Origin of the sequence: Rhizobium indigoferae, assembly GCF_034554815.1 — a bacterium.
Lineage (GTDB): Bacteria > Pseudomonadota > Alphaproteobacteria > Rhizobiales > Rhizobiaceae > Rhizobium > Rhizobium leguminosarum.
On sequence record NZ_CP140637.1, the window covers coordinates 663,071 to 688,112 of the forward strand.

At 61.7% G+C, this 25,042-nt stretch carries 23 protein-coding genes; 13 read left to right on the forward strand and 10 right to left on the reverse strand.

Features of this window, described 5'->3' with window-relative positions; genetic code table 11:
- Nucleotides 1-12: 12 nt before the first annotated feature.
- From U5G49_RS29565 to U5G49_RS29585, 5 genes are read right to left on the reverse strand one after another with little or no spacing between them, the layout of a single operon-like run.
- A complete protein-coding gene (locus tag U5G49_RS29565; protein WP_018245955.1) occupies nucleotides 13-1,206 on the reverse strand; it encodes an NAD(P)/FAD-dependent oxidoreductase in 1,194 nt (397 codons plus the stop codon).
- Between the two features lie 9 nt (nucleotides 1,207-1,215).
- Complete coding sequence (locus U5G49_RS29570) at nucleotides 1,216-2,028, reverse strand: NAD-dependent epimerase/dehydratase family protein (protein WP_193442723.1); 813 nt, start codon at nucleotides 2,026-2,028, stop codon at nucleotides 1,216-1,218.
- A 12-nt stretch (nucleotides 2,029-2,040) separates the two neighbouring features.
- Nucleotides 2,041-3,252 (reverse strand): pyridoxal phosphate-dependent aminotransferase, encoded by a 1,212-nt coding sequence (locus tag U5G49_RS29575; RefSeq protein WP_193442721.1) that lies wholly within the window; start codon nucleotides 3,250-3,252, stop codon nucleotides 2,041-2,043.
- Entirely contained in the window at nucleotides 3,249-4,916 is a 1,668-nt protein-coding gene (locus tag U5G49_RS29580) for a hydantoinase B/oxoprolinase family protein (protein WP_193442719.1), read from the reverse strand. Before U5G49_RS29580 ends, U5G49_RS29575 begins: the two co-directional genes overlap by 4 nt.
- A 10-nt stretch (nucleotides 4,917-4,926) precedes the next feature.
- Nucleotides 4,927-7,008 carry a hydantoinase/oxoprolinase family protein gene (locus U5G49_RS29585; RefSeq protein ID WP_193442717.1) on the reverse strand — a complete coding sequence of 694 codons (2,082 nt, stop codon included), beginning with the start codon at nucleotides 7,006-7,008 and terminating at the stop codon, nucleotides 4,927-4,929.
- A gap of 307 nt (nucleotides 7,009-7,315) precedes the next feature.
- Here U5G49_RS29585 and U5G49_RS29590 point away from each other — a divergent pair, with 307 nt between their 5' ends.
- From U5G49_RS29590 to U5G49_RS29610, 5 genes are all read left to right on the forward strand, one after another.
- Complete coding sequence (locus U5G49_RS29590) at nucleotides 7,316-8,431, forward strand: ABC transporter substrate-binding protein (RefSeq protein WP_193442714.1); 1,116 nt, start codon at nucleotides 7,316-7,318, stop codon at nucleotides 8,429-8,431.
- 179 nt (nucleotides 8,432-8,610) lie between these two features.
- The gene (locus U5G49_RS29595) at nucleotides 8,611-9,528 is read left to right on the forward strand and encodes an ABC transporter permease subunit (protein ID WP_018517823.1); all 918 of its coding nucleotides are present in this window, start codon (nucleotides 8,611-8,613) and stop codon (nucleotides 9,526-9,528) included.
- A gap of 15 nt (nucleotides 9,529-9,543) precedes the next feature.
- Nucleotides 9,544-10,851: a high-affinity branched-chain amino acid ABC transporter permease LivM gene (gene livM, locus U5G49_RS29600; RefSeq protein ID WP_193442712.1), complete on the forward strand. Its 1,308-nt coding sequence runs from the start codon at nucleotides 9,544-9,546 to the stop codon at nucleotides 10,849-10,851.
- Nucleotides 10,848-11,666, forward strand: a complete 819-nt coding sequence (locus tag U5G49_RS29605; RefSeq protein WP_131598470.1) for an ABC transporter ATP-binding protein — start codon at nucleotides 10,848-10,850, stop codon at nucleotides 11,664-11,666. Before livM ends, U5G49_RS29605 begins: the two co-directional genes overlap by 4 nt.
- Nucleotides 11,663-12,397, forward strand: coding sequence for an ABC transporter ATP-binding protein (locus U5G49_RS29610; RefSeq protein ID WP_193442710.1), 735 nt, complete (start codon nucleotides 11,663-11,665; stop codon nucleotides 12,395-12,397). Before U5G49_RS29605 ends, U5G49_RS29610 begins: the two co-directional genes overlap by 4 nt.
- A 154-nt stretch (nucleotides 12,398-12,551) precedes the next feature.
- Here the strand turns inward: U5G49_RS29610 and U5G49_RS29615 are convergent, their stop codons facing one another.
- Genes U5G49_RS29615 through U5G49_RS29625 form a run of 3 tightly spaced genes read right to left on the reverse strand, consistent with a single transcriptional unit; the run spans nucleotide 12,552 to nucleotide 14,958 of the window.
- Nucleotides 12,552-12,830: a DUF6522 family protein gene (locus U5G49_RS29615; RefSeq protein WP_018445068.1), complete on the reverse strand. Its 279-nt coding sequence runs from the start codon at nucleotides 12,828-12,830 to the stop codon at nucleotides 12,552-12,554.
- 35 nt (nucleotides 12,831-12,865) lie between these two features.
- Nucleotides 12,866-13,996 (reverse strand): HPP family protein, encoded by a 1,131-nt coding sequence (locus tag U5G49_RS29620; protein WP_193442707.1) that lies wholly within the window; start codon nucleotides 13,994-13,996, stop codon nucleotides 12,866-12,868.
- 56 nt (nucleotides 13,997-14,052) lie between these two features.
- A complete protein-coding gene (locus tag U5G49_RS29625; RefSeq protein WP_047620799.1) occupies nucleotides 14,053-14,958 on the reverse strand; it encodes a LysR substrate-binding domain-containing protein in 906 nt (301 codons plus the stop codon).
- 260 nt (nucleotides 14,959-15,218) lie between these two features.
- Here U5G49_RS29625 and U5G49_RS29630 point away from each other — a divergent pair, with 260 nt between their 5' ends.
- A complete protein-coding gene (locus tag U5G49_RS29630; protein ID WP_193442705.1) occupies nucleotides 15,219-15,530 on the forward strand; it encodes a hypothetical protein in 312 nt (103 codons plus the stop codon).
- Between the two features lie 428 nt (nucleotides 15,531-15,958).
- Nucleotides 15,959-16,159, forward strand: a complete 201-nt coding sequence (locus U5G49_RS29635) for a hypothetical protein (RefSeq protein ID WP_082229840.1) — start codon at nucleotides 15,959-15,961, stop codon at nucleotides 16,157-16,159.
- Between the two features lie 31 nt (nucleotides 16,160-16,190).
- On the opposite strand, the gene U5G49_RS29640 is transcribed toward U5G49_RS29635, so the two are convergent.
- On the reverse strand, nucleotides 16,191-17,111 hold the full coding sequence (locus tag U5G49_RS29640) for a GNAT family N-acetyltransferase (RefSeq protein WP_193443040.1): 921 nt from the start codon (nucleotides 17,109-17,111) through the stop codon (nucleotides 16,191-16,193).
- Between the two features lie 262 nt (nucleotides 17,112-17,373).
- Here U5G49_RS29640 and argE point away from each other — a divergent pair, with 262 nt between their 5' ends.
- The 6 genes from argE (at nucleotide 17,374) to U5G49_RS29670 (ending at nucleotide 23,945) form a co-directional block, all read left to right on the forward strand.
- The gene (argE, locus tag U5G49_RS29645; RefSeq protein WP_193442703.1) at nucleotides 17,374-18,495 is read left to right on the forward strand and encodes an acetylornithine deacetylase; all 1,122 of its coding nucleotides are present in this window, start codon (nucleotides 17,374-17,376) and stop codon (nucleotides 18,493-18,495) included.
- A gap of 27 nt (nucleotides 18,496-18,522) precedes the next feature.
- The gene (locus tag U5G49_RS29650; protein WP_193442701.1) at nucleotides 18,523-19,446 is read left to right on the forward strand and encodes a 2-hydroxyacid dehydrogenase; all 924 of its coding nucleotides are present in this window, start codon (nucleotides 18,523-18,525) and stop codon (nucleotides 19,444-19,446) included.
- Nucleotides 19,447-19,471: 25 nt separating this feature from the next.
- Complete coding sequence (locus U5G49_RS29655) at nucleotides 19,472-19,825, forward strand: cupin domain-containing protein (RefSeq protein ID WP_193442699.1); 354 nt, start codon at nucleotides 19,472-19,474, stop codon at nucleotides 19,823-19,825.
- A gap of 130 nt (nucleotides 19,826-19,955) precedes the next feature.
- Complete coding sequence (locus U5G49_RS29660) at nucleotides 19,956-21,419, forward strand: aldehyde dehydrogenase family protein (protein ID WP_193442696.1); 1,464 nt, start codon at nucleotides 19,956-19,958, stop codon at nucleotides 21,417-21,419.
- A 9-nt stretch (nucleotides 21,420-21,428) separates the two neighbouring features.
- On the forward strand, nucleotides 21,429-22,472 hold the full coding sequence (locus U5G49_RS29665; RefSeq protein WP_193442694.1) for a tartrate dehydrogenase: 1,044 nt from the start codon (nucleotides 21,429-21,431) through the stop codon (nucleotides 22,470-22,472).
- A gap of 15 nt (nucleotides 22,473-22,487) precedes the next feature.
- Nucleotides 22,488-23,945: an NAD-dependent succinate-semialdehyde dehydrogenase gene (locus tag U5G49_RS29670; RefSeq protein ID WP_193442692.1), complete on the forward strand. Its 1,458-nt coding sequence runs from the start codon at nucleotides 22,488-22,490 to the stop codon at nucleotides 23,943-23,945.
- A gap of 143 nt (nucleotides 23,946-24,088) precedes the next feature.
- Here U5G49_RS29670 and speB read toward each other — a convergent pair whose 3' ends face one another.
- Nucleotides 24,089-25,039: an agmatinase gene (gene speB / locus U5G49_RS29675; RefSeq protein WP_193442689.1), complete on the reverse strand. Its 951-nt coding sequence runs from the start codon at nucleotides 25,037-25,039 to the stop codon at nucleotides 24,089-24,091.
- Nucleotides 25,040-25,042 lie beyond the last annotated feature (3 nt).

Sequence of the window (25,042 nt, forward strand, 5' to 3'; positions counted from 1 at the left end):
CTCTCCTATGCTTTAAATGACGGCGTCTTCAAGGAAGGGGCGGTCAGCTGCCACCCGCTCGTAGCCGAATGGCGAAAGATCAAGCGTCTTGAAGCCGCCATAGGCAATCAGTTCCGAGAGACCCCGTCCCATTGCCGGCGACTGCTGGAGACCGTGCCCCGAGAAGCCGTTTGCGAAGAGGAAATTGCTGACCTCAGTATGCGGTCCGAGGACGACATTGTGATCGAGGGTGCAATAGTCGTAGTGGCCGGCCCAGGAATTGACGACCTTGATCGCCTCAAAGGCCGGCACCCGGTTCGCCAGGATCGGCCAGATTTCCTCGTCGAATTCGTCATGCATGACGTCGAAATCGTTCGGATCTACCTCAGGGTCATGTTTGGGATAGGTGCCCATCAGATAGAACTTGCCCTCGGGCCGGAAGAAAACGCCGGTGGGGTCGATCGTCAGCCCCACCTTTCCTTCCAGGGGCGTTCGGCAATCGACGACGAACAGCGAGCGTCGGCGTGGCTCCACGGGGACGTCGAGCCCAGCCATCCCAGCGACTTTCTTGCCGTTGGTGCCTGAGGTGTTGACCATCGTGCCACAGGCAATCGTCTGGCCGCTCTTCGTCGACACGGAAACGATGCGGTCTCCCTCTCGGTTGATGGCGACGACTTCGTCTTCGATGTATTCGACGCCGAGCGAGCGCGCCTTCTTGCGAAAGCCCTGCAGCAGACCGACACTGTCGAACCAGCCCTCGCCCCGCTCGCCGGTGCTGCCGAGCGTCAATCCTTCGAGGTTCAGCCAGGGAAACCGGCGGCCGAGACCATCCGGATCGAGCAGCGTCACCTCCGCGCCGCACGAGACCTGGGTCTCGTGGTTGCGCCGGAGAACCTGATCGCCGCGATCGTCCTCGGCGAGGAACAGATAACCGGCCTCGTGAAAACCAATCTCGGGCGTGTCGTCGTCGACAATGACGTTTTCCTTGAAGTGGCGGATGAACTCCGTCCCGAACTGCGAGACTTTTACATTGATCGCATTCGAGAACTGATGGCGGATGGAGCTGGAAGACAGTGCCGTCGCCGATCGCTGATAGGTCCAGTCCTTCTCGATCACCAGGACCGATCCGTTGAAGTCGGGGTTGGTCGCCAGAAAATATGCCGTCGAACTGCCGACCACTGCACCGCCGACGATCACCACGTCATAGGACGACTTGGAAGCTTGCATAAGGGCGTCTCACTTCTTCTCGTCTTCATAGTGGCCGGCGGCGGCAAAGCTGCCGCCCTGGAAGCGCACCGCCGGATCGTTGGGATCGCCCTGTTTCGTATTCTCGAAAACCTTGTCCGCGTAATCGTCGGCGCTGTCTTCCGGCCTGTATCCGAGCGATGCCGCCGTGCGGTTGTCCCAGAACGCCCGGCTGTTGTTGGACATGCCATAGGCGACCATGAAGCCGACGCGTTCGGCCGACAGGCTCTTTTCGACGAGCTGGCGGCAATCGCGATAGGAAAGCCAGGTGATGAGATGGCGCCGGTCCGTCGGCTCGGGGAAAGACGAGCCGATACGCAGGCTCACGGTCTCGATCCCGAACTTGTCGAAATAGTAACGGCCGAGGTTTTCGACGAAGGTCTTCGACACTCCATAGAGACTATCAGGACGGGTCGGAACATCGCCGTCGATCGTCTCGGTGCGCTCGTAAAAGCCGATGGCGTGAACGGAGCTGGCATAGACGATGCGCTTGACGCCATGCTGCCGGGCCGCCTCATAGATGTTGTAGCTGCCGACGATGTTGGCGTTGAGGATGGTGTTCCAGGGGGCCTCCAGCCCTTGACCGCCCATATGAATGATGGCGTCGCAACCCTCCACGGCTTTCGAAACGGCGTCGAAGTCGGAAAGGTCGGCCGGGAAATTCTCCTCGTGCGGTTCGAGGTTCTCGCAGGGCTTGCGTGCAGACAGTCTGACGATCTTGCCAAGCCTTGTTCCTGACTTGCGCAGCTGGGTTCCCAGAGCGCCGGCCGCGCCGGTCAGAAGCGTGCGCTGATAATCGGTCATCGAATTTTCCATTTAGCGAAGTTTGGCCAGTGCATCGGCGGTGCGCTCGATGGCGATGGCAAGATTGTCACGCGATGTCGCGAAGGAAAGGCGAATATAGGGTTCGACACCGAAAGCGGCACCGGGGACGGTTGCGACCTTGCCCTCCCTCAGGAGATAGGAGGCCAGTTCCGTATCGTTGGAAATCCTGGCGCCGTCGGGCGCCGTCTTGCCGATATAGTGGGCGCATTTCGGAAAGAGGTAGAAGGCTCCTTCCGGAGCCCGCACATCAAGACCGGGTATCGCGCTGAAGCCCCTTGCGACCAGTTGACCGCGCGCCTTGTATTCGGCAACCGCCGTCGTGACGAAGTCCTGGGGACCGTTGAGCGCGGCGGCGGCGGCAAACTGGGTGATCGAGGACGGGCAAGTCGTGCTCTGGGACTGAAGCTTGTTCAGCGCCCTGGTCAGTTCGCGCGGACCGGCCGCATAGCCGAGCCGCCATCCTGTCATGGCATAGGCCTTGGATACGCCGTTGATGATGAGCGTGCGGTCCTTCAGCTCCGGACACGCGACGACGAACGACGTGAAGGGCACGTCGCCGCAGACGATATGTTCGTAGATCTCATCCGACATGATCGCCACGTGGGGATGCCGCGCCAGCACCGCACCAAGCGCCCTCAGTTCGTCCGCCGTATAGATCGCCCCCGTCGGATTGGACGGAGAATTGAACAGGAACCAACGCGTCTTCGGCGTGATGGCTGCGTCCAGCCGCTCGGCTGTGATCTTGAAGGCATCCTCGACACCGCAAGGCACGATCTTGGGAATGCCGCCATGCAGGACGACGATGTCGGTGTAGGAGACCCAGTAAGGCGCCGGCACGACCACCTCGTCGCCGGGCTCCAGGGTGGCCAGGAATGCATTGAAGAGGATCTGCTTGGCGCCGTTGCCGATGGAGATCTCGTCCATGACGTAGTCGAGGCCGCTCTCGCGTTTGAACTTGGCGACGATCGCTTGGCGCAGCTCCTGCAGTCCGTCCGGCGCGGTATAGCGGGTAAGCCCCTTGCGCATGGCCTCGATCGCCGCCTGAACGATATGATCAGGTGTGTCGAAATCAGGCTCGCCGAGCGACAGGTCGACGACATGCTCTCCTTTGGCCCGCATCGCCTTGGCGGCGACCGACACCGCCATGGACGGCGAGGATTTGATCGTCGCGACGCGTGTGCTTTCGAATGCAATCATATTCATGCCTTGCCTCCCTTAGTCCGGCTCCTGCCGTAGGCTTCAGCCTGTTCTTCGGTGATGTATCCATGCTTCAGGTCGTGCTCGATCGCCTCAGCCGGGCGATGTGCCGGATCGCCGTAACCGCCGCCGCCCGGAAGCGACAAAACCAGGCGCCGGCCTTCGGGCACGAATTGCAGCCCCTTGCCCTTGAGAACCGTACCGTCGTCGAGAGCAACTGCGCCGGCCGTGCCGTTCAGTCCGCCTTCGCGGCCGCGGGCGGGGTGGCCAAGCCTGTCGAACATGGCGGAGAAACGGAAGCTGAAGCCTTCGGCCGCTTCGATCTCGATCATCTGGCCGAGACCGCCGCGCTGGGCGCCGGCACCTCCCGACCCCTCGCGCAATTCCTTGCGCCAGATGATCACGGGGCCGACATTCTCCGTCGCCTCGATCGGCATGGTGTGCACGCCGCTCGGAAAGGCGGTGGCGTTCAAGCCATCGAGAACGGCGCGTGCGCCGGTGCCGCCGGAATTGAACATCAGGAGTTCTGCGCCCTTGCCGCCGATCTGATCGGAGACGGGGCGCACGCTCATATGCAGGTTCCAGAGTGCGCTGGCACCTTCCGCAGGCACCTGGCCTGGAAGCGCCTGATGCAGCGCGCCCAGCACGAGATCCGGGACAAAATGGCCGAGAACGTGGCGGACAGCGACCGGCGCCGGCCGCTTGGCATTGAGGATGCAACCTTCCGGCGCCACCACCTCGAAAGGTGCAAGCGAGGCAGCGTTATTTGGAATTTCCGGCGCCACGACGCATTTGATGCCGTAGCAGGCATAGGCCTTGGCATAGACGAGCGGCACATTGATGCCGAACTTGCTCATGCCTGAGGTGCCGTCGAAATCGACCACGATCCCCTCGGGGCCGATGCTCAGCTTGGCGGCGAGATGCACCGGCTCATCATAGCCGTCGAGATCGAGGCTGTAGTTCCAGGAGCCATGCGGCAGCTTCTTCAGCCGCTCCAGCGTTGCCTCGCGGCTGTGCTTGAGGATGAAGCCGCCGATCGTCGACAGATCAGGGAGATTGAATTCCGTCAGCATGTCGACGAGCCGGCGCTGGCCCGTTTCGTTGCAGGCGGCGAGCGCATAGAAGTCACCGACGACCTTATCGTTTTCGCGAACATTGTTTCGGACGATATGGATCAGCGTCCGGTTCAGCTCGCCGCGCTCGAAGAACTTCATGATCGGAATGAAGAGACCCTCTTCATAAACTTCGCGGGCATCCGGCCCGAAACCGCGGCCGCCGACATCGACGACATGCGCGGTCGAGGCGAAATAACCGACCAGCTTGCCGTGATGGAAGGAGGGCGTGACGACGGTGATGTCGTGCAAGTGGCCCGTTCCCTTCCAGGGATCATTGGTGATGTAGACGTCGCCTTCAAATATATTGTCCGGCCCGATGTCGCGAATGAAATGCGCGACGGATTCCGCCATGGCGTTGACGTGGCCGGGCGTGCCGGTCACCGCCTGCGCCAGCATACGGCCTTCCAGGTCGAAGACACCGGCCGACAGATCGCCCGCCTCGCGCACCGAGGTGGAGAAGGCCGTGCGGATCAGGGTCTGCGCCTGCTCCTCGACGACTGAGATCAGCCGGTTCCACATGACCTGCATATGGATATCGATCATGGATTGGTTCATGTGGCTATCCTCAGATCCGGGTTGCGAGAAGGCAGCCGTCGTGCTGAACGATGGCCTTGAAGGAGGAAGTGAGAACGGTTGAGGTCTCACGCTCGACTACGACGGCGGGGCCCTTGATCACGTCGCCGGACTTCAGGCCGGTGCGCTCGTGAATGCCGGCTTCGAGATAGGCGCCTTGGGAGGCCTCGAACAGGCGTCGGGTCTTGCCCGGCTGCACGATATTGCCTTCGGCGACGGAGGGAATGCGTTCGACCGGCGGCAGCGGCGAACTCGCCTTGACCGACCAGCTGACGATCTCGATATCGAGACCCTCGATGGCGCGGCCGAAGAAGCGCTCATATTCCTTTTCGAAAGAGGCCGCGATCGTCTCGGCGCTCGCAGGGTCGAAATTGTCGTCGGCAAGCGGGACCGGGATATCCCAGCCCTGCCCGGCATAGCGTATGAATAGCGTTCGTTCGATCACCGGGGCGCCGGTGTCGAGCCCGCCTTCGACAAAGCCGAGTGCTTCGGCCTTCATGGCTTGCAGGAGGCGGCTGGCCTCTAAATATTCGAACTTCGACAGGTTGAAGACGGCGCTGCGGACGGACTCATAGCCGAAGGGCGCCTTGAGGAAACCGATCGCGGAACCAACGCCGGCACCCGGCGGAACGAGGAAGGTCGAGATTCCCATCTTTTCGCAGAGGCGTGCGGCATGCAGCGGTCCTGCGCCACCGAAGGTGATCATGGTGAAATCGGAAATGTTCTTGCCGTTCTCGACGGTGTGAACGCGGCCGGCATTGGCCATGTTCTCGTCGACCATTTCGCACGTGCCGTAAGCGGAAGCCTCCGGGTCGAGGCCGATGACCGCGCCGATATCGTCGCTCATCGCCTGGCGGCTCGCCTCGACGGAAAGCGGGATCGCGCCGCCCGCGAAATTGGCGGGATCGAGCTTGCCGAGGATCAGGTCCGCATCGGTCACGGTGGGGTTCTTGCCGCCGCGCTGATAACAGGCTGGGCCCGGCTCGGAGGCTGCCGAATGCGGGCCGACGCGGATCTGGCGCATTGCGTCGACCGAAGCGATCGAACCGCCGCCTGCGCCGATTTCGACCATCTCGACGACGGGGATGGAAATCGGCATGCCGGATCCCTTGCGGAACCGATAGGTGCGCGCGACCTCGAAAGTCTTGGCCGTCTTCGGTACCTGATTTTCGATCAGGCAGATCTTGGCAGTCGTGCCGCCCATGTCGAAGGAAAGAACCGTATCGAGACCGTATTGACGAGCGATGTCGGCCGCGAAGATCGCGCCGCCCGCTGGACCGGATTCGACGAGGCGCACCGGAAATTCGGAGGCGCTCTCGACCGAGACGATCCCACCGCCGGAGTGGATCATGAAGACCGGGCAGCCGACGCCGATATCCTTCAGCGACACGACGAGACGGTCGAGATAGGATTTGATCGTCGGCTTGACGTAGGCATTGGCACAGACCGTGTTGAAGCGCTCGAATTCGCGCATCTGCGGAGAAACCTCCGACGAGATCGAAACGGAGAGGCCAGGAAGGCGCTTCAGGATCGCATCGCGGACGGCGATCTCGTGTGCGCCATTGGCATAGGCATGAATGAAGCCGATCGCGACACTTTCATAGCCGCCTGCCGCGACCTTCTCGACGACGGCGGCAACCGAAGCATTGTCCAGATCAAGCAGAACCTTGCCCGCTGCATCGATACGCTCACGGACGACGAAGCGGTCGGCGCGCGCGATGAGAGCCGGCGGCAGGGAAATATTGAGATCATATTGCTCGAAACGGTTCTCGGTGCGCATCTCGAGCACGTCGCGAAAACCTTCCGTCGTCACGAAGGCGGTCCTGGCGCCGCGCCGCTCGATCAGCGCGTTGGTGGCAAGCGTCGTCCCATGAATGAGGATGCCGATCTCTGAAAGAGCGATGCCCGCCATGTCGGCGACGGCCTTCACACCCTTGAGGATCGCCCTCTCCGGCGCCGTATAGTCCGTCAGGATCTTCGTCGAGTGAAGCGTCCCGTCGAGGTCGAGAGCGATATCCGTAAAGGTGCCGCCGATATCGACGCCCACCCGGCAGTTTCGTGGCGTGCTGCTCACCGTCTTGTTCCCCGCTTTCTTAACGTTCGAGGCCGCGCTTGCGCGATCATCGATCCTGCCATTCTTCACTGTTGCAAGCGATGCCGCAACATTTCCGCTTGACCGTCTTCGTATATGTCACTTATCATATAAGTGTCAATTAAGAAAAGGACCGGAAATCTCGAAATCCGCTCTTCCACGCAACTTCAGAGAAGAGAAATTACACAACAAAAATAATAGCTTCGCCTTTAATGCGAAGCATGAACGCGGGCTTAAACCGCGTCGAGAACGACTAAAAATCGATGAGCTTCAACCAGAGGGAAAACACATGAAATCCATATCGACACTTCTTAGCGCCACCGCCGTCGCCTCCGCCTTGCTGTTTTCCAACGCTTTGGCGGCCGACACGATCAAGATCGGCGTCGCCGGCCCCTTTACCGGCGCCAATGCGACCTTTGGCGAGCAGGTGTTCAGCGGCGTGTCCGCCTACGTCACCGACGTCAACGCGTCGGGCGGCATCAACGGCAAGAAGATTGAACTGGTGAAGGGTGACGACGCCTGCGAACCGAAGCAAGCCGTTGCCGTAGCCAATCGTTTCGTCGACCAGGACAAGGTCCAGGCGGTGATCGGGCATTTCTGCTCGTCCAACACGATCCCTGCTTCCGAAATCTACAATGATGCCGGCATCCTCGAAATGACGCCGTCCTCCACCAATCCGACCGTCACCGATCGCGGTTTCGACAATCTGTTTCGTGGCTGCGGCCGTGACGACCAGCAGGCCGTCGTCGCCGGCAGCTTCATTCTGGATACGCTGAAGCGGGACAAGATCGCCCTCATCCATGACAAGGACACCTACGGCCAGGGCCTGGTGGACGCCGTCAAGAAGACGATCGAAGCGCGCGGAATCAAGCCTGTAATGTACGAAGGCCTGACCCGTGGCGAACGTGACTTCAATGCGCTCGTCACCAAGATCAAGAGCTCCGGCGCCAATGCCGTCTACTTCGGCGGTCTCATTCCCGAAGGCGGTCCGCTGATCCGCCAGCTGAAGGAGCAGGGTGTCGACGTGGTCATCGTCAGCGGTGACGCTTTCGCCCAGACGGAACTGGTCGCGGCAGCCGGTGGCGCTAAGAATCTGAAGAACGTCTATTATTCGGCAACACCGGACCCGCTGGCGGATCCCTCCACGCAGGGCGTCCAGGATTCACTGAAGAAGGCCAACATCACGCCGGCAAACTACGTGCTCTATGGCTATGCCAATGCGCAGGCCGTCGTAGCCGCGCTGAAGGCCGGCGACGAACTGAAGGCCCAGGCCGACTATCTCCGCAGCAACACCGTCGATTCCGCCATCGGCAAGATCACGTGGGACGCCAAGGGCGACATCAAGGACTTCAAGTTCGTATTCTACAACTTCGACGACAAGGGAACCCCTGTCTTGGTGAAGTAAGGCATTTTGCCCAAGCCGGCCGGACCTAAAGCTTGTCGCGCAAAAGTGTGCAGCGGTTTTGCGGTAGCGACATGCGAAAAAATAAAGACCTAAAGCGCGATCAGAGACTCTGAAAGATCGCGACGCGCTTTAGGTTCGGCCGGCTTATCTATCCCCGAAAACCATAAGAGGGGTTCACCATGGACTTTTACATCCTGGTTCAACAATTGTTCAATGGCATCACGCTGGGGACGATCTACGGCCTGATCGCGGTCGGATACACCATGGTCTACGGCGTCATCCGGATGATCAACTTTGCCCATGGCGACGTCTATATGGTATCGGCCTATATCGCCGCCATCACGCTTGCCGTCCTTGGCTATTTCGGCGTTCAGTCAGTTCCCTTCGCCTTGATTTCAGTGCTGGTGATCAGCTGCGCAATCACGGCCGTCTATGGCTGGGTGATCGAGCGCGTCGCCTATCGGCCGCTTCGCGGCTCGACCAAGCTTGCTCCGCTGATATCGGCCATCGGCATCTCGCTGATGCTGCAGAGCTACGTCCAGATCGCCCAGGGCGCGCGCGACCAGGGTGTGCCGACGCTGATCCAGGGGGCGTTTCGCATCGGCAACGATACCCACTTCGCGCAGATCACCTATATGCAGACGGTGATCCTGTTCGCGTCGCTTATCGCCATGGGGGTACTGACCTATGTGATCAACTACACCAGAATCGGCCGCGAATGCCGCGCCACCCAGCAGAATATCCGGATCTCCGCGATACTCGGGGTCAATACCGACCGGATCATTTCGACGGTCTTCGTCATGGGTGCGGCCACTGCCGCCGTCGGCGGCACGCTCGTCACCTTCAACTACGGCTCTTTCAACTTCTTCATCGGCTTCGTCATGGGTATCAAGGCCTTTACGGCCGCGGTGCTCGGCGGGATCGGCTCGCTGCCCGGCGCCGTGCTCGGCGGCATCGTCCTCGGCCTGACCGAGGCGCTGTTCGCCGGCTATGTCAGCACCGACTACAAGGACGTCTTCGCTTTCGCATTGCTCATCACCCTCCTGTTTTTCCGACCCTATGGCCTGCTTGGCCGGCCGGAAATCCAGAAAGTCTGAGGAGGAGCAAGAACCATGGAATCCAACCGCCTTCGCGCACTCTTCAAGCAAGCGCTCCTCACTTTTACCGTCTCCCTTATCCTGTTCGGCCCGATCTCGGGGCTGGTGCTCGAGGGATTTTCGTTCACCAACAAACTGATGCGCGCGGTACTGCTGGCGGCCGTCGTCACGGCAGGACGTCTAGCGCTCTCGCTGTTCCAGATCAGCAGCCTCGGTCGAAAACTCACCCGGCGCATGGCCGGCAACGGCGGTGTGACCGTCATGACCGGCACGGAAAGGTCGCCGCTGCTGGTCCTTTCCCTGTTGTTTCTTGCCGGGCTGAGTCTGCCGTTTTTCGCGGACAAGTACTTCCTGGGTATCGCGATCCTCGCCCTGATATATTGCCTGCTCGGCCTGGGGCTTAACATCGTCGTCGGGCTTGCTGGCCTGCTCGACCTCGGCTACGTCGCCTTCTACGCCGTGGGCGCCTATCTCCTGGCGCTCGGATCGCAATATCTCGGCATCGGGTTCTGGGGCGCGCTCATCCTTGCCCCATTCCTGGCCGGCCTCTTCGGCATGATCCTCGCCTTTCCCGTTCTGAAGATGCATGGCGACTATCTTGCCATCGTGACACTCGGATTCGGCGAGATCATTCGTCTGGTGTTGAACAACTGGCTGGAATTCACCGGCGGGCCGAATGGCGCCCCGGTTCCGGCACCCACCTTCCTCGGCCTCGAATTCACCCGTACCGCCAAACAGGGTGGCGTTCCCATTCATGAATATCTGGGCATCGCCTACAGCGCGGACTACCGGTTCTGGTTTCTCTATTTCGTGCTGTTTCTTGTCGTCTGCTTCGTCATCTACGCCGTGGAGCGACTGCGCGTCATCCCTCTCGGCCGCATGTGGGAAGCGCTACGCGAAGACGAGATCGCCTGCCGTTCGCTCGGCGTCAATCACGTCTTCACAAAGCTCACGGCCTTCATGCTCGGCGCCTCCACGGGCGGCCTCGCCGGCGTCTTCTTCGCCGCACAACAGGGTTTCGTGAACCCGACCTCTTTCACCTTCTTCGAATCCGCGCTGATCCTCGCCATCGTCGTCCTTGGCGGCCTCGGATCGACGGCGGGCGTCATCTCGGCCGCACTCGTTCTCACCATTCTTCCGGAGCTTCTGCGTGAGTTCGCCGAATACCGCGTTCTGGTCTTCGGTATCCTGATGGTGGTGATGATGATCTGGAAGCCGCGCGGCCTGGTCCGCATCAAGCGCCCGGCATTCTTTCCGAGCTCGATGAAAGAAGGCATCGGCACCGAACTGTCCTTTGAGGGCAAGGCGGAGGCGGGACGATGAACGGACCCATCCTCGAAGTACAGAATGTCACCATGCGTTTCGGCGGCATCGTCGCCAACCGGGACGTCAGCTTCTCGGTCGAGCGCGGCGCGGTCACCGCCCTGATCGGTCCCAACGGCGCCGGCAAGACGACGATGTTCAACTGCATCACCGGATTCTATCGCTCCAGCGAAGGCCGCATCATGCTGAACGGACGCGATGGTCCGACGGATATCGGCCAGTTGGTGACCAAACCGATGACCGGCGGCTCGCATCTCGTGACGCGCGCCGGGATTGCCAGGACGTTCCAGAACATCCGCCTGTTCAAGGAAATGTCGGTCATCGAGAACCTTCTGATCGCCCAACACCTCGCCACCCGCAACAACATCCTCAGTGGCGTTTTCCGGACCCGGGCGTTCCGCAAGGCCGAGGCAGAGGCTGTCGACCGGGCCTATCACTGGCTGGGGCAGATGAAGCTTGCAGAAGACGCCAACCGCCTGGCCGGCGAACTGCCTTACGGCCGGCAGCGCCGCGTCGAGATCGCCCGCGCCATGTGCACGGGCCCGAGCCTCATATGCCTCGACGAACCGGCTGCCGGCCTCAACCCTTCCGAAACGCTGGATCTGGCCGAGGTCATCCAACGGCTTTGTGCCGATCACAAGCAGACGGTTCTCGTCATCGAGCACGACATGGGTCTCGTCATGCGCATTTCGAACCACATCGTCGTGCTCGATCATGGCGAGGTGATCTCCGACGGCACGCCGCAGCATGTCGCCAACGATCCGGCCGTCGTGGCCGCTTATCTCGGTGTCAGCGAAGAAGAGGTACCAGCATGAGTCAGTCGTCCGACACCCAGGTACCGCTTCTCGAATTCGCCGGCGTTCATGCCCATTACGGCCCGGTGGAAGCGCTGAAGGCGGTGAACGTCCATATCTCAGCCGGTGAGATCGTCAGCCTGATCGGCGCAAACGGCGCCGGCAAGTCCACGCTGCTTTCTTCTATCTTCGGGGCGCCGCGCGCCTCATCGGGCAAGATCCTGCATCGTGGCGAAGACATCTCGCAGATGCCGACCAGCAGGATTTCCAGGCGCGGCATAGCACTCGTCCCGGAAGGCCGGCAGATTTACCAGGAGATGTCGGTCGAAGAGAATATGATGATGGGCACGACACCGATCGGCATGACCCACTTCGAAGAAGACCGGAACACCATGTTCGAGCTCTTCCCGCGCCTCAAGGAGCGCCGAAATCAGACCGCCGGCACCATGTCGGGCGGCGAACAGCAGATGCTCGCCATCGCCCGCGCCATGATGGCGCGGCCGGAACTGATCCTGTTCGACGAACCGTCGCTCGGCTTAGCGCCGCTCATCGTCAAGCGCGTTTTCGAAGTTTTGCGGGAGATTGCTGCGATGGGCAAAACGATATTTCTCGTCGAGCAAAACGCCAACCATGCACTGAAGCTTTCGCAGCGGGCCTATGTCATGGTCAACGGCCGCATTCATCTCTCCGGCGACAGCGCCGCCCTGCTCGATAACCAAGACGTCCGCAAGGCCTACCTCGGACTGCACTGAACAAGGGGCTTCCAGCCGGCATAGTCAATTTGCCGATCGCCAGCGTCGACTTCCACGTGCCGCTCGGCGGCCGCAAGGGATCGTTCTTTCGGTCCGCGCGAACAGGGCCGAGCGGTGCAGCAAACCGGCGTCACGGATCATCCATAGGACGGGGTCAGCGCGGATGCCGTCCGGAGGATTTACCCCGAAGAACGGTCATCTGCTCCTGCTGCACTTCATTTTCGTCGTTCAGAACGGCTTGCCAAAGCCGGTTGCCGAGCCGAAGCGACACCCGTTTCGTCCCCTCGTGTTCAGCAGTACCTATTTCCACGGAGCTGACGACGGAGCCATGGCGCATGTGGCGGCGAAGATCGGCCAGCGACAATCCGAACCGTTTCGCGAGCTCCGATGATTCCAGGATAAAATCGCCATTTGAATCGCGCTCGATCAGCACCGACTTTTTCTCCAGCTACGTTCCACGCTCACCGCTCAGGCCACCGCCGGAATCGCATTGTCCTCCTTTGGCAGCAGTCGCGCCACTGCGCTCAGGAGATCCGTCTGCGATATCAGGCCAAGGATCCGGTAGTCGTCGTCGACGATGATGACGGCATGCGTGCGACCGTCCGTCAGAACAGGCAACAGCGACAGAGCAGAATCCGAAGGTCTGGCCACCGCCGGCCTCGAGATCGCGTGCGCGATGGTCTCGGTGCTCATGGACAATTCCCGCAAGCCGACGGCGCCGACGAGGCGGCCCTCCGGATCCTTCACCGGCAAGGTGCGGATATTGTGCTTCAAGAGAAGATGCCGTGCAGCATCCGGTTCCGAGGCTTCGCCAATGGCGATCACGTCACGCGACATGATATCGGCACAGCTGATCTTGCCGTTTGAGCGGATGACCGCTTGCAGCTCGACCTGCTGCAACAGCCGGCCGAGGTCTGCCCGATCGATATCGAAGGTTTCGTCGAGCGCTTCGAGGGCCGCATCGACATCCTCTTCGCGGAAACCCACCCGCACGGCAGATGGCAGGTCCACTGTCTGATGGGTGTTCTCCGCGGGTTTCGGAACGACGTGCGGATAATTCCGCTTGGAAAGCTTGTGGAACAACAGGCCAAGGCCGACGAGGATGCAGGAGTTCAAAGCGACGGGCACGAAGGGAAAAAGAAATCCCCAGCCGGCAACGACAGGGCCGCCGAGCACGGCGGTCAGTGCGGCGGCTCCTCCCGGTGGATGCAGGCAGCGCGTGAACGACATCGCGCCGATGGCAAGCGAAACGCCGACGCCTGTCGCGATGATCGGATCGCGAATGAAATAGGCGGCAATGATCCCCATCAGGGCGGAAATCGTATTGCCGCCGATGATCGACCAAGGCTGCGCAAGCGGACTTGCCGGCACCGCGAAAAGAAGCACCGCGGACGCCCCCATCGGCGCGACGATCAGGGGAAGATGCGGCCCCTGGCCGAACAGATAGCCGCTGATGACGCCGGTGAGACCAATGGCCAGCAAAGCGCCGAGACATCCAATCAATCGCTCTCGTAAGGTCGCACCGGCCAGAATAGGTGAAAACAAACGGAAGCGGCGGAAGCGGCTCGGTCCCACCTTCGGGGAAACGGGATACTGCATGACAAGACCAATTTTAAGCGAGGATTATCTGGCGGCGAAGGAGGAAGACGTTCAGGTTAGTTTGTTGCCAGCCTGATATCTCTGCCCCTTGTCGCGCTGAGGACTTCGTGGAATGCGTTGAACGCGCTTGGGCGATCATTCCTGCGGTAGACGAGCAGCGTCTCGACAGGCCCGAGCTGATGGGTCTGGAGAGGCGTCGGCCAGTGCATGAGATCGAGGACGGATCGCGGCATGACGCCGGCCGTATTGCCGGTCGCAACGCTTGCCAGGATCGCGTGGTAGGAGCCGAGTTCGCTCGTCGGCAGGGCGCTCGATTTGCGCGCCCAGTTTTCGGCGATCCGGCGATAGGTGCAGCCGGGTTCCAAAGCGGCGAGTGATCCGACACGCAGGTCTGCGGCTGACTTGATCGAGGGATGCCCGGACGGCAACACGATCAACAGGTCTTCGACGAAGACCGGCTCCATCTCCAGCGCCTTGAGTTCGGCATCGAAGCTCGCGTCTTCCTCGCGCATCGTCTTCGGTGGACGGGCAATCAGCGCGCAATCCAGTGCATCAGAGAGAACGTCGCGGATCAGATCGCGGGACGCCCCCATCGTCAGATGAAGCGACACCTCCGGCCACATCTGATTGAATTGCGTCAGCGCCGCCGGCAGCCTGCTTGCCGCCGTGCTCTCCATGGTGCCGACCCGCAATGTCCCGGATGGGGCCAGAGGCCGCACGGCCTGGCGCGCTTCGAGCGCAAGCGCCATAAGCCGGTTGGCATAGGCGAGAAACGTCCCGCCCTCGCGCGTCAACGTCATCTTCTTGCCGTCACGGCTGAAGAGCGAAACGCCGAGGTCCTCCTCCAATTGCTGGACGCGCGTCGTCACATTCGACGGCGCCCGCCCTACGGCCTTGGCAGCCTTGGTAACGCTGCGGTCGCTGGCAACGGCGAGGAATATCTCGATCGATGAAAGGTCCAATGAAAGGATCTCGTTTGCGGAATTAAGACGATAGATAATTCTCTATATAAAAATCATTGCGTGAGCTCAAGCCGGTTTCGGCATCGGACGAAAAACATGAGCCCAAGCAGACGAGCGATTGCCGAAAAAAGGGTCGCGACGCCGAGGAAATAGCCATGCAAGCCGCGACGTTGCCTCTGTCGGACGACGTTTTGAGGGTTTGAGGCTGGCATGAGGATTGCATGCTTAGGGCTATCTGCGGATCGATCGGCGACGACCCTATGTTGCAACTTGTCTTGACCTGTCTTCTTCTGAGCGTCGCTTCAGGCTTGAGCATGCGGCGTTTTCTTCTGCCGTATTTCCCAGGCGGCGATCTCGCCGAGAAATCTGCCCCTGTGACAATCGTCGCAAGCGCCGTCTTTCTGGGGGCAATCGCTTTCACCGTCTCCGATCAAGATCTCTGGGCAAAAACCGTCATCCTGATGCTCGGCCTTTCGCTGGCAGCCATGTTTGACGATGCGAGACCCAGGCTGACGATCGCCCTCTCCGCCATCAGTCTGGCAGCCTACCTCGGGCTGCGTTCGATCGGCTGAGCATCCAACCATCACGCAAACAGATCAGTGGCGATTGAACACCGCAACTTATCGCCGGTGTCGAAGCCCAATCGAGGCGACTACATCCACCGACGAAATCATTCGTCAACAGAGCCACATCTCACAACCTGAAACATCTCCCGACGGGGGAAGAGGAAGAGTTCGCGCAATACGAGAAAATGATCTCTATTGAAGAATATTCTTCCGCTGCTATTCTGTATTATAGAACATTCGCCGCAGCACGCTGGGATCGCAGCAAGCAGAAATCGGACCTCTCGCGATCGGTGTCTCTCGACTCCAGGAAATCGAGACCATCGATCCCGGGACCTGATCGTGACCGATGCCGAAATCCGGTTTCGTAACGACAGCGGCTCCCGTGCCGCACGGATGTTCCACTTGCGCTGACGATGCGGAGGCGAGTGGCGATCATGGACAGCGACCCGGCAGGAAAAATCTGGTCGGAATGGTATGCGTGGCATCCTGTCTTGCCGATCGATGACTCAGTGTTCTGGCTCGAGACCGTATACCGACGGGAAAGCCCGGAAGGTCTCTGGCAATATCGTTCGTTCCGGCCCGAATTTGAACGCCGGCAGGCTCTGATCGACATGCCGGTCTGTCCGGGCGCTTAAAACCCGACAACCATCGCCAGCTAGGCTTGCGTCAACCGAGTGCCTGGCTGACGAGTGCATAGGTCCTCGGCTCATGTGCCGGCTGATGCACCGGAACCGGAAGCCAAGGGCCGCCGAGCGACATGGTCGTTACGATGTCGTAAACGGGAAGACCGCAGCGGGAGAGGAAATCGGAAAAGGTCCCGCCCTGCTCGCGTGTGTCGAGGCGCAGGAACGCTCCTGTATGCTCGGCCGCATGCGGGCGGACGACAGCGATCGCGTCCGCGTCACTGCGCGCCACAATAGGACCGATGACATGGCCACGCCCGAACCGCCGGCAAAGCGAGAAAGCCTCGATCCTGCCGGCGCGGGTCAGCACGATGCCCTTGGAATATGCCATCAGCCGGCCCAGCAGTAGCTTGCGATCGGTGCCGAAGGCCACGCAGTCCAATTCGGCGATCGCTTCCAGATCGCCAGCCTCCACTGCCCGTATTGCAGCACCGGACGGCAGCTCCACATCCGGCGGCGAGATCGCTTCGCCCTGGCATTGAAAGACGAGCGCCTCGCGAACAAAGTTCAGGGAACGATAGAGACGTCGCGCTGCGCGCGTCGCATTCAGCCCGAGGTTCCGCCCGGCGACCTGCTCCAGCGCGTGGCCCATGAGCCATTGCCCGGCGCCATTGGTTTGAAGACGCGGCGAGGTGATGACCATACCGATCGTAGCAAATTGGGTATCGTAGGGAAACCACATCGCAGAGCCCAGGATGCGGCCGATTTCATCGATCGCCACGATACCCTGGCCGAATTCCCGCAAGAACTGCCAGTCTTCGCCACGATGCGGCCAGGCGACGGTCATCGACAGCGCATGCAACTTGTCGAGGGCAACGCTGTCGATCCCGGCAATGTGCGTCTCGAAACTATCGACGAACCTGGATTCGGATGTCAGTTCACTCACTCCCACCCCCTGCCGCATTTTTCTGGCCAAGCCGGCGCCCGGAAACTTCTCTGTCCAGACTAGAACAGATCGTTCGATACAATTCACTGGTGAGGCCGGCGCAAACACAACAATCGACCAAATCCGCTGCGCTTTCGGCAAATAAAGCCTGGACCGTCCTCTAAAGTCATTGACCAGGCCCGACCGACCGCAGTCGCCGTTCACCGTGAGAACCTGGAATGTCGCCTCCCGTCAGCCCAGTTGCAAGCACCTCGAAGATCCCCGCACTGTGAGGAATCCCATGCAGGCAATTGAAATTCTCGAAAGGCTCGTTGGCTTCCCCTCCGTCGTCGGCACGCCGAACGGCGAGATCGTGGCGTGGATCCGGCACTATCTGCAAAGCCACGGCGCTGTCGTCACGGAGCTTCCCGGCCCGGAGGGCGACCGGTCGAACCTTTTCGCCACGATCGGCCCGAAGGAAACGCCGGGCTATATCCTCTCCGGCCATATGGACGTGGTCCCCGCCGCCGAAATCGGCTGGACCACCAATCCGTTCCGCCTGCGCGCCGAAGCGGACCGCCTCTACGGTCGCGGCGCCACCGACATGAAGGGCTTCCTGGCCGTCGTTCTCGCGGCCGTCCCGGCGCTTGCTGCCATGCCACTTCGCCAGCCCGTCCACCTTGCCTTTTCCTATGACGAGGAGGCCGGCTGCCGCGGCGTGCCGCACATGATCGCCCGCCTGCCGGAGCTCTGTGCAGCCCCGCTTGGCGCGATCATCGGCGAGCCGAGCGGCATGCGGGCGATCCGCGCCCACAAAGGCAAGGCCGCCGCCCGGCTGACGGTCAGGGGCCGGTCCGGCCATTCCTCGCGTCCGGACCAGGGACTGAACGCAATCCATGCCATCACCGATATACTGGCTCGAGCTCGCGACGAAGCCGAACGGCTCGCCTCCGGCCCGCTCGAGCATGTTTTCGAACCGCCCTACTCCTCCCTTCAGGTCGGCACGCTGAAGGGCGGCCAGGCGGTCAACATCATTCCTGACAGTTGCGAGGCAGAGTTCGAAGCGCGGGCCATTTTCGGCGTCGATCCCGCAACGTTGCTGGCGCCGCTCCGAGCATCGGCCGAGGCGCTGTCGCCGCTCGGCTTCCAGGTGGAATGGCGCGAACTCAGCGCCTATCCGGCGCTTTCGCTTGCCGCCGATGCGCCGCTTGCAGCGCTGCTTGGCGAACTGACCGGCATCGAGCCGCTCGCCGCCGTCAGCTACGGCACGGAGGCCGGCCTTTTCCAGCGCGCAGGCATCGATGCGATCATCTGCGGCCCCGGCGACATCGGCCGCGCCCACAAGCCGGACGAATTCATCGTCACCGGCGAACTGCTCGCCTGCCAGGCGATGGTCGAGGCGCTTGGTCGCCGCTGCGCCTGATGACATCGAGATCAAGGAGCCGACGCAATGACCTTTCTCTTCAATTCCGATGCGAAGCGCGGCGCCATCTTCGCCGAAGCCTTCGCGCGCGAACTGCCCGACATTGCCTTCTCCATGGATCCCAAGTCGGTCGACGCGGACGCCGTGCGCTACCTGATCACCTGGACGGTGCCGGATGATCTCGCGTGCTATCGCAATCTCGAAATCCTCTTTTCGATCGGCGCCGGCTTCGACCAGTTCCGCATCGATGCCGTGCCGGCATCGGTCAAAGTCGTGCGCATGGTCGAGGACGGCATCATCAGGATGATGCAGGAATATGTGACGCTGGCCGTACTTGCGCTCCATCGCGACCTGCCGACCTATCTCGACCAGCAGCGGCGTCGAGCCTGGCAGACGATCGCGCCGGTACAGGCCTCCGAACGCCGCATCAGCGTGCTCGGGCTCGGCATGCTTGGAAGCGCAGTGCTCGAACGTCTGCGGCCCTTCGGCTTTCCGCTTTCAGGCTGGAGCCGCAGCTCGCGCGAAATCGACGGCATCCGATGCCTGAGCGGCCGCGACGGCCTCGATACTCTGCTTGCAACCACCGACATTCTCGTCTGCCTGCTGCCGCTGACCGATGAGACGCGCGGCTTCCTGAATGCCGAGCTCTTCGCCGGATTGCCGGCCGGCGCTGCCCTCGTCCATGTCGGCCGCGGCGCTCAGCTCGACCATCAGGCGCTCGTCGACGCGCTCGACGCCGGGCATCTCTCCGGCGCCGTCGTAGACGTCACCGAGCCGGAACCGCTGCCTGAGGACCACGCCTTCTGGAACCATCCGAAGATCCTGCTGACGCCGCACATTGCGAGCGTCACCCAAGCTGAAACCGCCGCGGCGGCCGTGATCGGCAACATCAAGCGGCACCAGGCGGGTCTCGATCCGATTGGATTGATCGATCGCAGCCGCGGCTACTGAGCTCTCAACCTAGGAAAGCAAAATCATGTCCCTCCTCAAGACGATCGACACCAACCCGACCTTCGGGCCGCGCGAGTCCGGCCCACTCCCCGAACGGCTGATCTCGGGCAATCCTGCCTTCAAGACCTGGGCGCAGGATGTCGCCCGCGGCGAGACGGTTCATAGCGGCGTGTGGGAGGCGACACCCGGCGAGACGCGCTCGATCAAGGGTGAGACGTTCGAGTTCTGCCACATCCTTTCCGGTCTGATCGAGATCACGCCTGAAGGCGGCGAACCGGTGGTCTACAAGGCCGGCGACAGCTTCGTCATGAAGCCGGGCTTCGTTGGCGTCTGGAAGACGATCGAGACAGTGCGCAAGATCTACGTCACCGTGTCGTGATGCCGACGCCGTAGATTTGACTGCCGCAGCGGCGAAAACGCAATTTTTCGCCGCTGCGGCATCGCCGGTCGATGCATGCTGCTCGCTTTCCCCAGTTAGGCTTGCCTCAGCCCCATCCCGAGGACATGCGATGACACTCAGCTTCGATCCGAACACGATATCCCTGCCCGTTGGACATTTCATCGGCGGGCGGCTGGTTCCGGCCGAGGCCGTCATCGACATGCATCGCCCATCCGACGGCAAGGCTTATGCCGGCTGTCCGCTGGCCGACGAAGCCCTTGTCGATCACGCCGTCGAAACCGCCAGGGCCGCATTGAAGACGAGCAATTGGGGCGGCATGCGGCCGCGCGAGCGCACCGTGGCGCTGCAGCGCTGGGCGGACCTGATCGAAGCCGAGGCGGAGACCCTCGCCAGGCTCGAGGCGCTCTCCTCGACACGGCCCATCGGTCATCTCGTCGCCGGCGACATCGCCGTCACCGCAGAACAGATCCGCTTCTTTGCCGAGTTCGCCGACAAGGAAGGCGGCGACCTCGTCCCGACCGACGATGCGAACTTCGGCATGATCATGACGGAACCCTATGGCGTCGTCGGCGCCATAACACCCTGGAATTTCCCCTTGTCCATGGCCGCCTGGAAGCTCGGTCCGGCGCTGGCGGCAGGCAATGCGGTGGTGTTGAAGCCGTCGGAAATGACGCCGTTTTCGACGCTCTATCTCGCCGAACTTTCGGTGCGCGCCGGCCTGCCGGCCGGGCTCGTCAACATCGTGCTCGGCGACGGCCCGACCACCGGAAATGCCATTACCGGACATTCCGGCATCTCCAAGGTCAGCTTCACCGGCTCGACTGCGGCCGGCTCGGCAATCATGACCAACATCGCCCGCACCGGCGTCAAGCCGATGACCCTGGAACTCGGCGGCAAAAGCCCGCAACTGGTCTTCGCCGATGCCGATCTCGCGCTTGCAGCCGGCGCAATCGCCGGCAGCATTCTCTCCAACGCCGGTCAGGCCTGCGTTTGCGGATCCCGCCTGATCGTCGAGGCGAAGGTGGCGGACGCGCTCGCAGCCGCACTTATCGAGAGGCTGGCGGCCATCCGCCCCGGCCCGACCTGGGATGAAGCGACCGATTATTCGCCCGTCATCTCCGAACGACAGATCGCCCGCATGGACGGCATTATCCGCGCCGCCATCGACGGCGGCGCCGAGTGCCTCACCGGCGGCCGCCGCCTCGACCGCGAGGGCTATTTCTACGCACCGACCTTGATTTCCGGCGTGGCGGCAACGTCGCCGGCAGTTCTCGAGGAAATCTTCGGACCGGTGCTGACCATTCAGACCTTCGAGGATGAGGAAGAGGCGCTGGGGCTCGCCGACCATCCGGCCTACGGGCTTGCCGCCGGCCTCTTCACTCGCGATCTCTCGCGTGCCATCCGCGTGACCCGCCGCCTTCAGGCCGGCACCGTCTGGGTCAACCGCTACGGCCGCTCGCGCGACCATATCCTGCCGACCGGCGGCTACAAGCAGTCCGGCATCGGTAAGGATCTCGGCCGCGAAGCCTATCTCGCCAACCGCAAGAGCAAGAGCGTGCTCATCAGCCTGTGAGGACCTGCGATGAAAACCTACAAGATCGCCCTTCTGCCCGGAGACGGCATCGGCCGCGACGTGACGGCGGCAGCCTGGGCCGTGCTCGAAAAGGCAGCTAGCCTGAACGGATTTTCTCTAGAGGCAACCAGCTATCCCTGGTCCTGCGACTACTATCTGGAGAACGGCAGCATGATGCCCGCCGATGGCATCGAAACGCTCAGATCCTTCGATGCCATCCTGCTCGGCGCCGTCGGCTGGCCTCGCAAAGTGCCGGATTCCGTGTCGCTGCACGGACTTCTGCTGCCGATCCGCAAGGCTTTCGTGCAATATGCCAATATCCGCCCGCACCGGCTGCTGCCGGGTGTACAAGGGCCGTTAAGGGCTGACGGCTTCGACATCCTCTGCATTCGGGAAAATACCGAGGGCGAATATTCCGGTGCCGGTGGCCGCGTCCACCAGGGCACCGACAATGAAGTGGCTGTGGAGACCTCGATTTTCACCCGCAAAGGGGTCGAGCGCATCCTGCGTTTCGGCTTTGAGCAAGCACGTGCGCGCAGCGGCAAGCTTGCCTCGGTGACGAAGTCCAACGCGCAGAAATATTCGATGGTCTTCTGGGACGAGATCACCCAGAGGCTTTCCGCCGAATATCCTGATGTCGAGGTGACCAGCTACCATATCGACGCCATGGCCGCCCGCATAGTCATGGCGCCTGATAGTCTCGACGTCGTGGTCGCCTCCAACCTGTTCGGCGATATTCTGACCGACCTCGGCGCCGCCATCCAGGGCGGGCTCGGCTTTGCAGCCTCCGCCAATATCAATCCCGATCGCTCAGCGCCATCGATGTTCGAACCGGTCCACGGCTCCGCGCCCGATATCGCTCATCTCGGCATCGCCAATCCGATCGCCGCCATCTGGTCGGGCGCGATGATGCTGGAGCATTTGGGAGAACAGGCTGCCGCCGCAAGGGTGATGGCCGCCATCGAGGCGACGACGGCACGCGGCATCGGCGCAATTCCCGGCAAGGACAAGACCGACGCGATCACGGCATCGGTGCTTTCGGCACTTGGCTGATCAATGGAGAACAGAATGAACGGATTAAGGGATAGCAGCCTGCTTCGCGAGCTGGGGCTGATCGACGGAGAATGGCGCGGGGCTGAAGCCGGGCGCACGATCGAGGTGATCGACCCGGCGACGCAGCATGTGCTGGGCACGGTGCCCGACATGGACGGAGCCGATACGAGGGCGGCGATCGCCGCGGCGGAAAAGGCCTTCGGTCCATGGCGCGCAAAGACCAATGCCGAGCGCGGCGCACTGCTGGAAGCCTGGCATGATCTGATGCTCGACAATATCGAGGACCTGGCGCTGATCCTCACCCGGGAGCAGGGCAAGCCGCTGACGGAAGCGCGCGGCGAAATCCGCTACGGCGCCTCGTTCATCAAATGGTTCTCCGAGGAGGCGCGCCGCATCGGCGGGACGACCATTCCCTCGCCGACGACGGACCGGCGGATCGTCGTTCTGAAGGAGCCTGTCGGCGTGTCGGCGATCATCACGCCGTGGAATTTTCCGAATGCGATGATCACCCGCAAGGTCGGGCCGGCGCTCGCCGCAGGCTGCACGGTCGTCATCAAGCCATCGGACCTGACCCCCTATTCGGCGTTGGCGCTCGGCGTATTGTCGGAGCGCGCCGGCATCCCGAAGGGCGTGATCAATATCGTCACCGGCATGCCGGCCGGCATCGGCGACGAACTGATGGCGAACCAAACCGTCCGCAAGATCTCTTTCACCGGCTCGACCCGCGTCGGCTCCCTGCTGATGCGCGGCGCGGCCGACAGCGTCAAGCGGCTCAGCCTCGAACTCGGTGGCAACGCGCCCTTCATCGTCTTCGACGACGCCGATCTCGATCTTGCCGTGGAAGGCGCAATCGCATCGAAATTCCGCAATGGCGGGCAGACCTGCGTTTGCGCCAACCGCCTTCTCGTCCAGTCCGGCGTCTACGAGGCCTTTGCCGCCAAACTTTCCGCACGCGTATCGGCCATGAAGGTCGGGGCCGGTACGGATGCCGGCACGGATATCGGGCCGATGATCAACAAGGCGGCGATCGAGAAGATCAAGCGTCACGTCGACGATGCGGTGGAAAAGGGAGCGAGGATCCTCGCCACCGCGGGTTCCGTGCCTGAAGGCGATCAATATGCGGTGCCGATGGTGCTCGGCGGCGCCACGACCGAGATGCAGCTTGCCAGCGAAGAGACCTTCGGACCCGTTGCCCCGCTTTTCCGTTTCGACAACGAGGAAGAGGCGATCCGTATCGCCAACGCCACGCCCTTCGGACTTGCGGCCTATTTCTACACCGAGAGCCTGAAACGCTCCTGGCGTGTCGCCGAAGCGCTCGAATTCGGGATGCTCGGCCTGAACACGGGGGCGATCTCGACTGAGGTGGCTCCCTTCGGCGGCGTCAAGCAGTCCGGCCTCGGCCGTGAAGGCGCCCAATGCGGCATCGACGAATATCTGGAAATGAAGAGTTTCCACATCGGTGGGCTCGCCTAAGAGAGGAGAGGAGAGCCGAAAAGGCGGCGCCCGCTACTAAGCCCAGTCGGCTCGAAGCTACAATTTTTGCGATATGAATGGCAGCTTGCCGCTACGCACACTGAAAAGACAAGAGTTTCGCAAAGCGGCATTCACTGCTGAGCTTAACTGCTAACCGCGAAGGTGCGACCGATGGTATTGAGCAAAATCTGGGCGGCGAGGATAGCCGTCGAGCCGGTATGGTCGTAGTCGGGCGCGACTTCGACCAGATCGATGCCGACGATCTTGCCGCGGTTCGCTAACCCTGCAATCAGTTCCAGAACCTCGTAGTAGATGAAGCCGCCGTGGCTCGGCGTGCCGGTGCCAGGCGCGATTGAAGGATCGAAACCATCGATGTCGATGGAGAGATAATAGCGCTTTCCCGCAGGAATGCGCTCCAGCACATTTTCCACGCCGAGCTTGCGGATTTGCCGAACGGAGAGGATTTCCGATCCATGCGCTCGGGCATAGTCATAGCCTTCCTTAGCGGTGGAGGAGACGTTGCGGATGCCGAGTTGCGTCATGCCCGTAACCCACGGCTTTTCCGAGGCACGGCGCATCGGGCTGCCATGACCATAGCGGACGCCGTGACGCTCATCGACGAAATCGAGATGGGCATCGAACTGCACCAAATGAATGGGCTCCTGATCGCTGAAAGCATTGATACAGGGAATGTTGATGGAGTGGTCACCGCCGAGCACGACGGGGAGCGCCCCCGCCACAAGGATCTTGCGAACACCAAACTCGATATTCGCGTGGCTCGACATCGTGTCAGTGTGCACGATGTCGGCGTCGCCTATGTCTACGATCCTGACATTTTCGAGATAGGTGACGTCATCTTCGTGATCGTAGGCTCCGGCATGGCCGAAAGAAAACAATGTGGAAGCCTCCCGGATACCGCGCGGCCCGAAGCGGGCGCCGGAGCGCCATTGCGTACCGAAGTCGAAGGGCGCTCCGAGGATTGCGACATCGGCGTCGATCGCGTCCCAGTTCTCGACATAGGGACTCTTGGCGAAGGTGGAAATGCCGACGAATGGTAGATTCAGCCGGCCGGTGTTGTAACCGTGAGCAGCCATGGG

Coding starts and splice junctions, on each gene's coding strand:
- U5G49_RS29565 (WP_018245955.1), bottom strand. CDS start 1,206: ATGCAAGCTTCCAAGTCGTCCTATGACGTGGTGATCGTCGGCGGTGCA.
- U5G49_RS29570 (WP_193442723.1), bottom strand. CDS start 2,028: ATGACCGATTATCAGCGCACGCTTCTGACCGGCGCGGCCGGCGCTCTG.
- U5G49_RS29575 (WP_193442721.1), bottom strand. CDS start 3,252: ATGAATATGATTGCATTCGAAAGCACACGCGTCGCGACGATCAAATCC.
- U5G49_RS29580 (WP_193442719.1), bottom strand. CDS start 4,916: ATGAACCAATCCATGATCGATATCCATATGCAGGTCATGTGGAACCGG.
- U5G49_RS29590 (WP_193442714.1), top strand. CDS start 7,316: ATGAAATCCATATCGACACTTCTTAGCGCCACCGCCGTCGCCTCCGCC.
- U5G49_RS29595 (WP_018517823.1), top strand. CDS start 8,611: ATGGACTTTTACATCCTGGTTCAACAATTGTTCAATGGCATCACGCTG.
- livM (WP_193442712.1), top strand. CDS start 9,544: ATGGAATCCAACCGCCTTCGCGCACTCTTCAAGCAAGCGCTCCTCACT.
- U5G49_RS29605 (WP_131598470.1), top strand. CDS start 10,848: ATGAACGGACCCATCCTCGAAGTACAGAATGTCACCATGCGTTTCGGC.
- U5G49_RS29610 (WP_193442710.1), top strand. CDS start 11,663: ATGAGTCAGTCGTCCGACACCCAGGTACCGCTTCTCGAATTCGCCGGC.
- U5G49_RS29620 (WP_193442707.1), bottom strand. CDS start 13,996: ATGCAGTATCCCGTTTCCCCGAAGGTGGGACCGAGCCGCTTCCGCCGC.
- U5G49_RS29630 (WP_193442705.1), top strand. CDS start 15,219: ATGTTGCAACTTGTCTTGACCTGTCTTCTTCTGAGCGTCGCTTCAGGC.
- U5G49_RS29635 (WP_082229840.1), top strand. CDS start 15,959: ATGGACAGCGACCCGGCAGGAAAAATCTGGTCGGAATGGTATGCGTGG.
- U5G49_RS29640 (WP_193443040.1), bottom strand. CDS start 17,111: ATGCGGCAGGGGGTGGGAGTGAGTGAACTGACATCCGAATCCAGGTTC.
- argE (WP_193442703.1), top strand. CDS start 17,374: ATGCAGGCAATTGAAATTCTCGAAAGGCTCGTTGGCTTCCCCTCCGTC.
- U5G49_RS29650 (WP_193442701.1), top strand. CDS start 18,523: ATGACCTTTCTCTTCAATTCCGATGCGAAGCGCGGCGCCATCTTCGCC.
- U5G49_RS29655 (WP_193442699.1), top strand. CDS start 19,472: ATGTCCCTCCTCAAGACGATCGACACCAACCCGACCTTCGGGCCGCGC.
- U5G49_RS29660 (WP_193442696.1), top strand. CDS start 19,956: ATGACACTCAGCTTCGATCCGAACACGATATCCCTGCCCGTTGGACAT.
- U5G49_RS29665 (WP_193442694.1), top strand. CDS start 21,429: ATGAAAACCTACAAGATCGCCCTTCTGCCCGGAGACGGCATCGGCCGC.
- U5G49_RS29670 (WP_193442692.1), top strand. CDS start 22,488: ATGAACGGATTAAGGGATAGCAGCCTGCTTCGCGAGCTGGGGCTGATC.
- speB (WP_193442689.1), bottom strand. CDS start 25,039: ATGGCTGCTCACGGTTACAACACCGGCCGGCTGAATCTACCATTCGTC.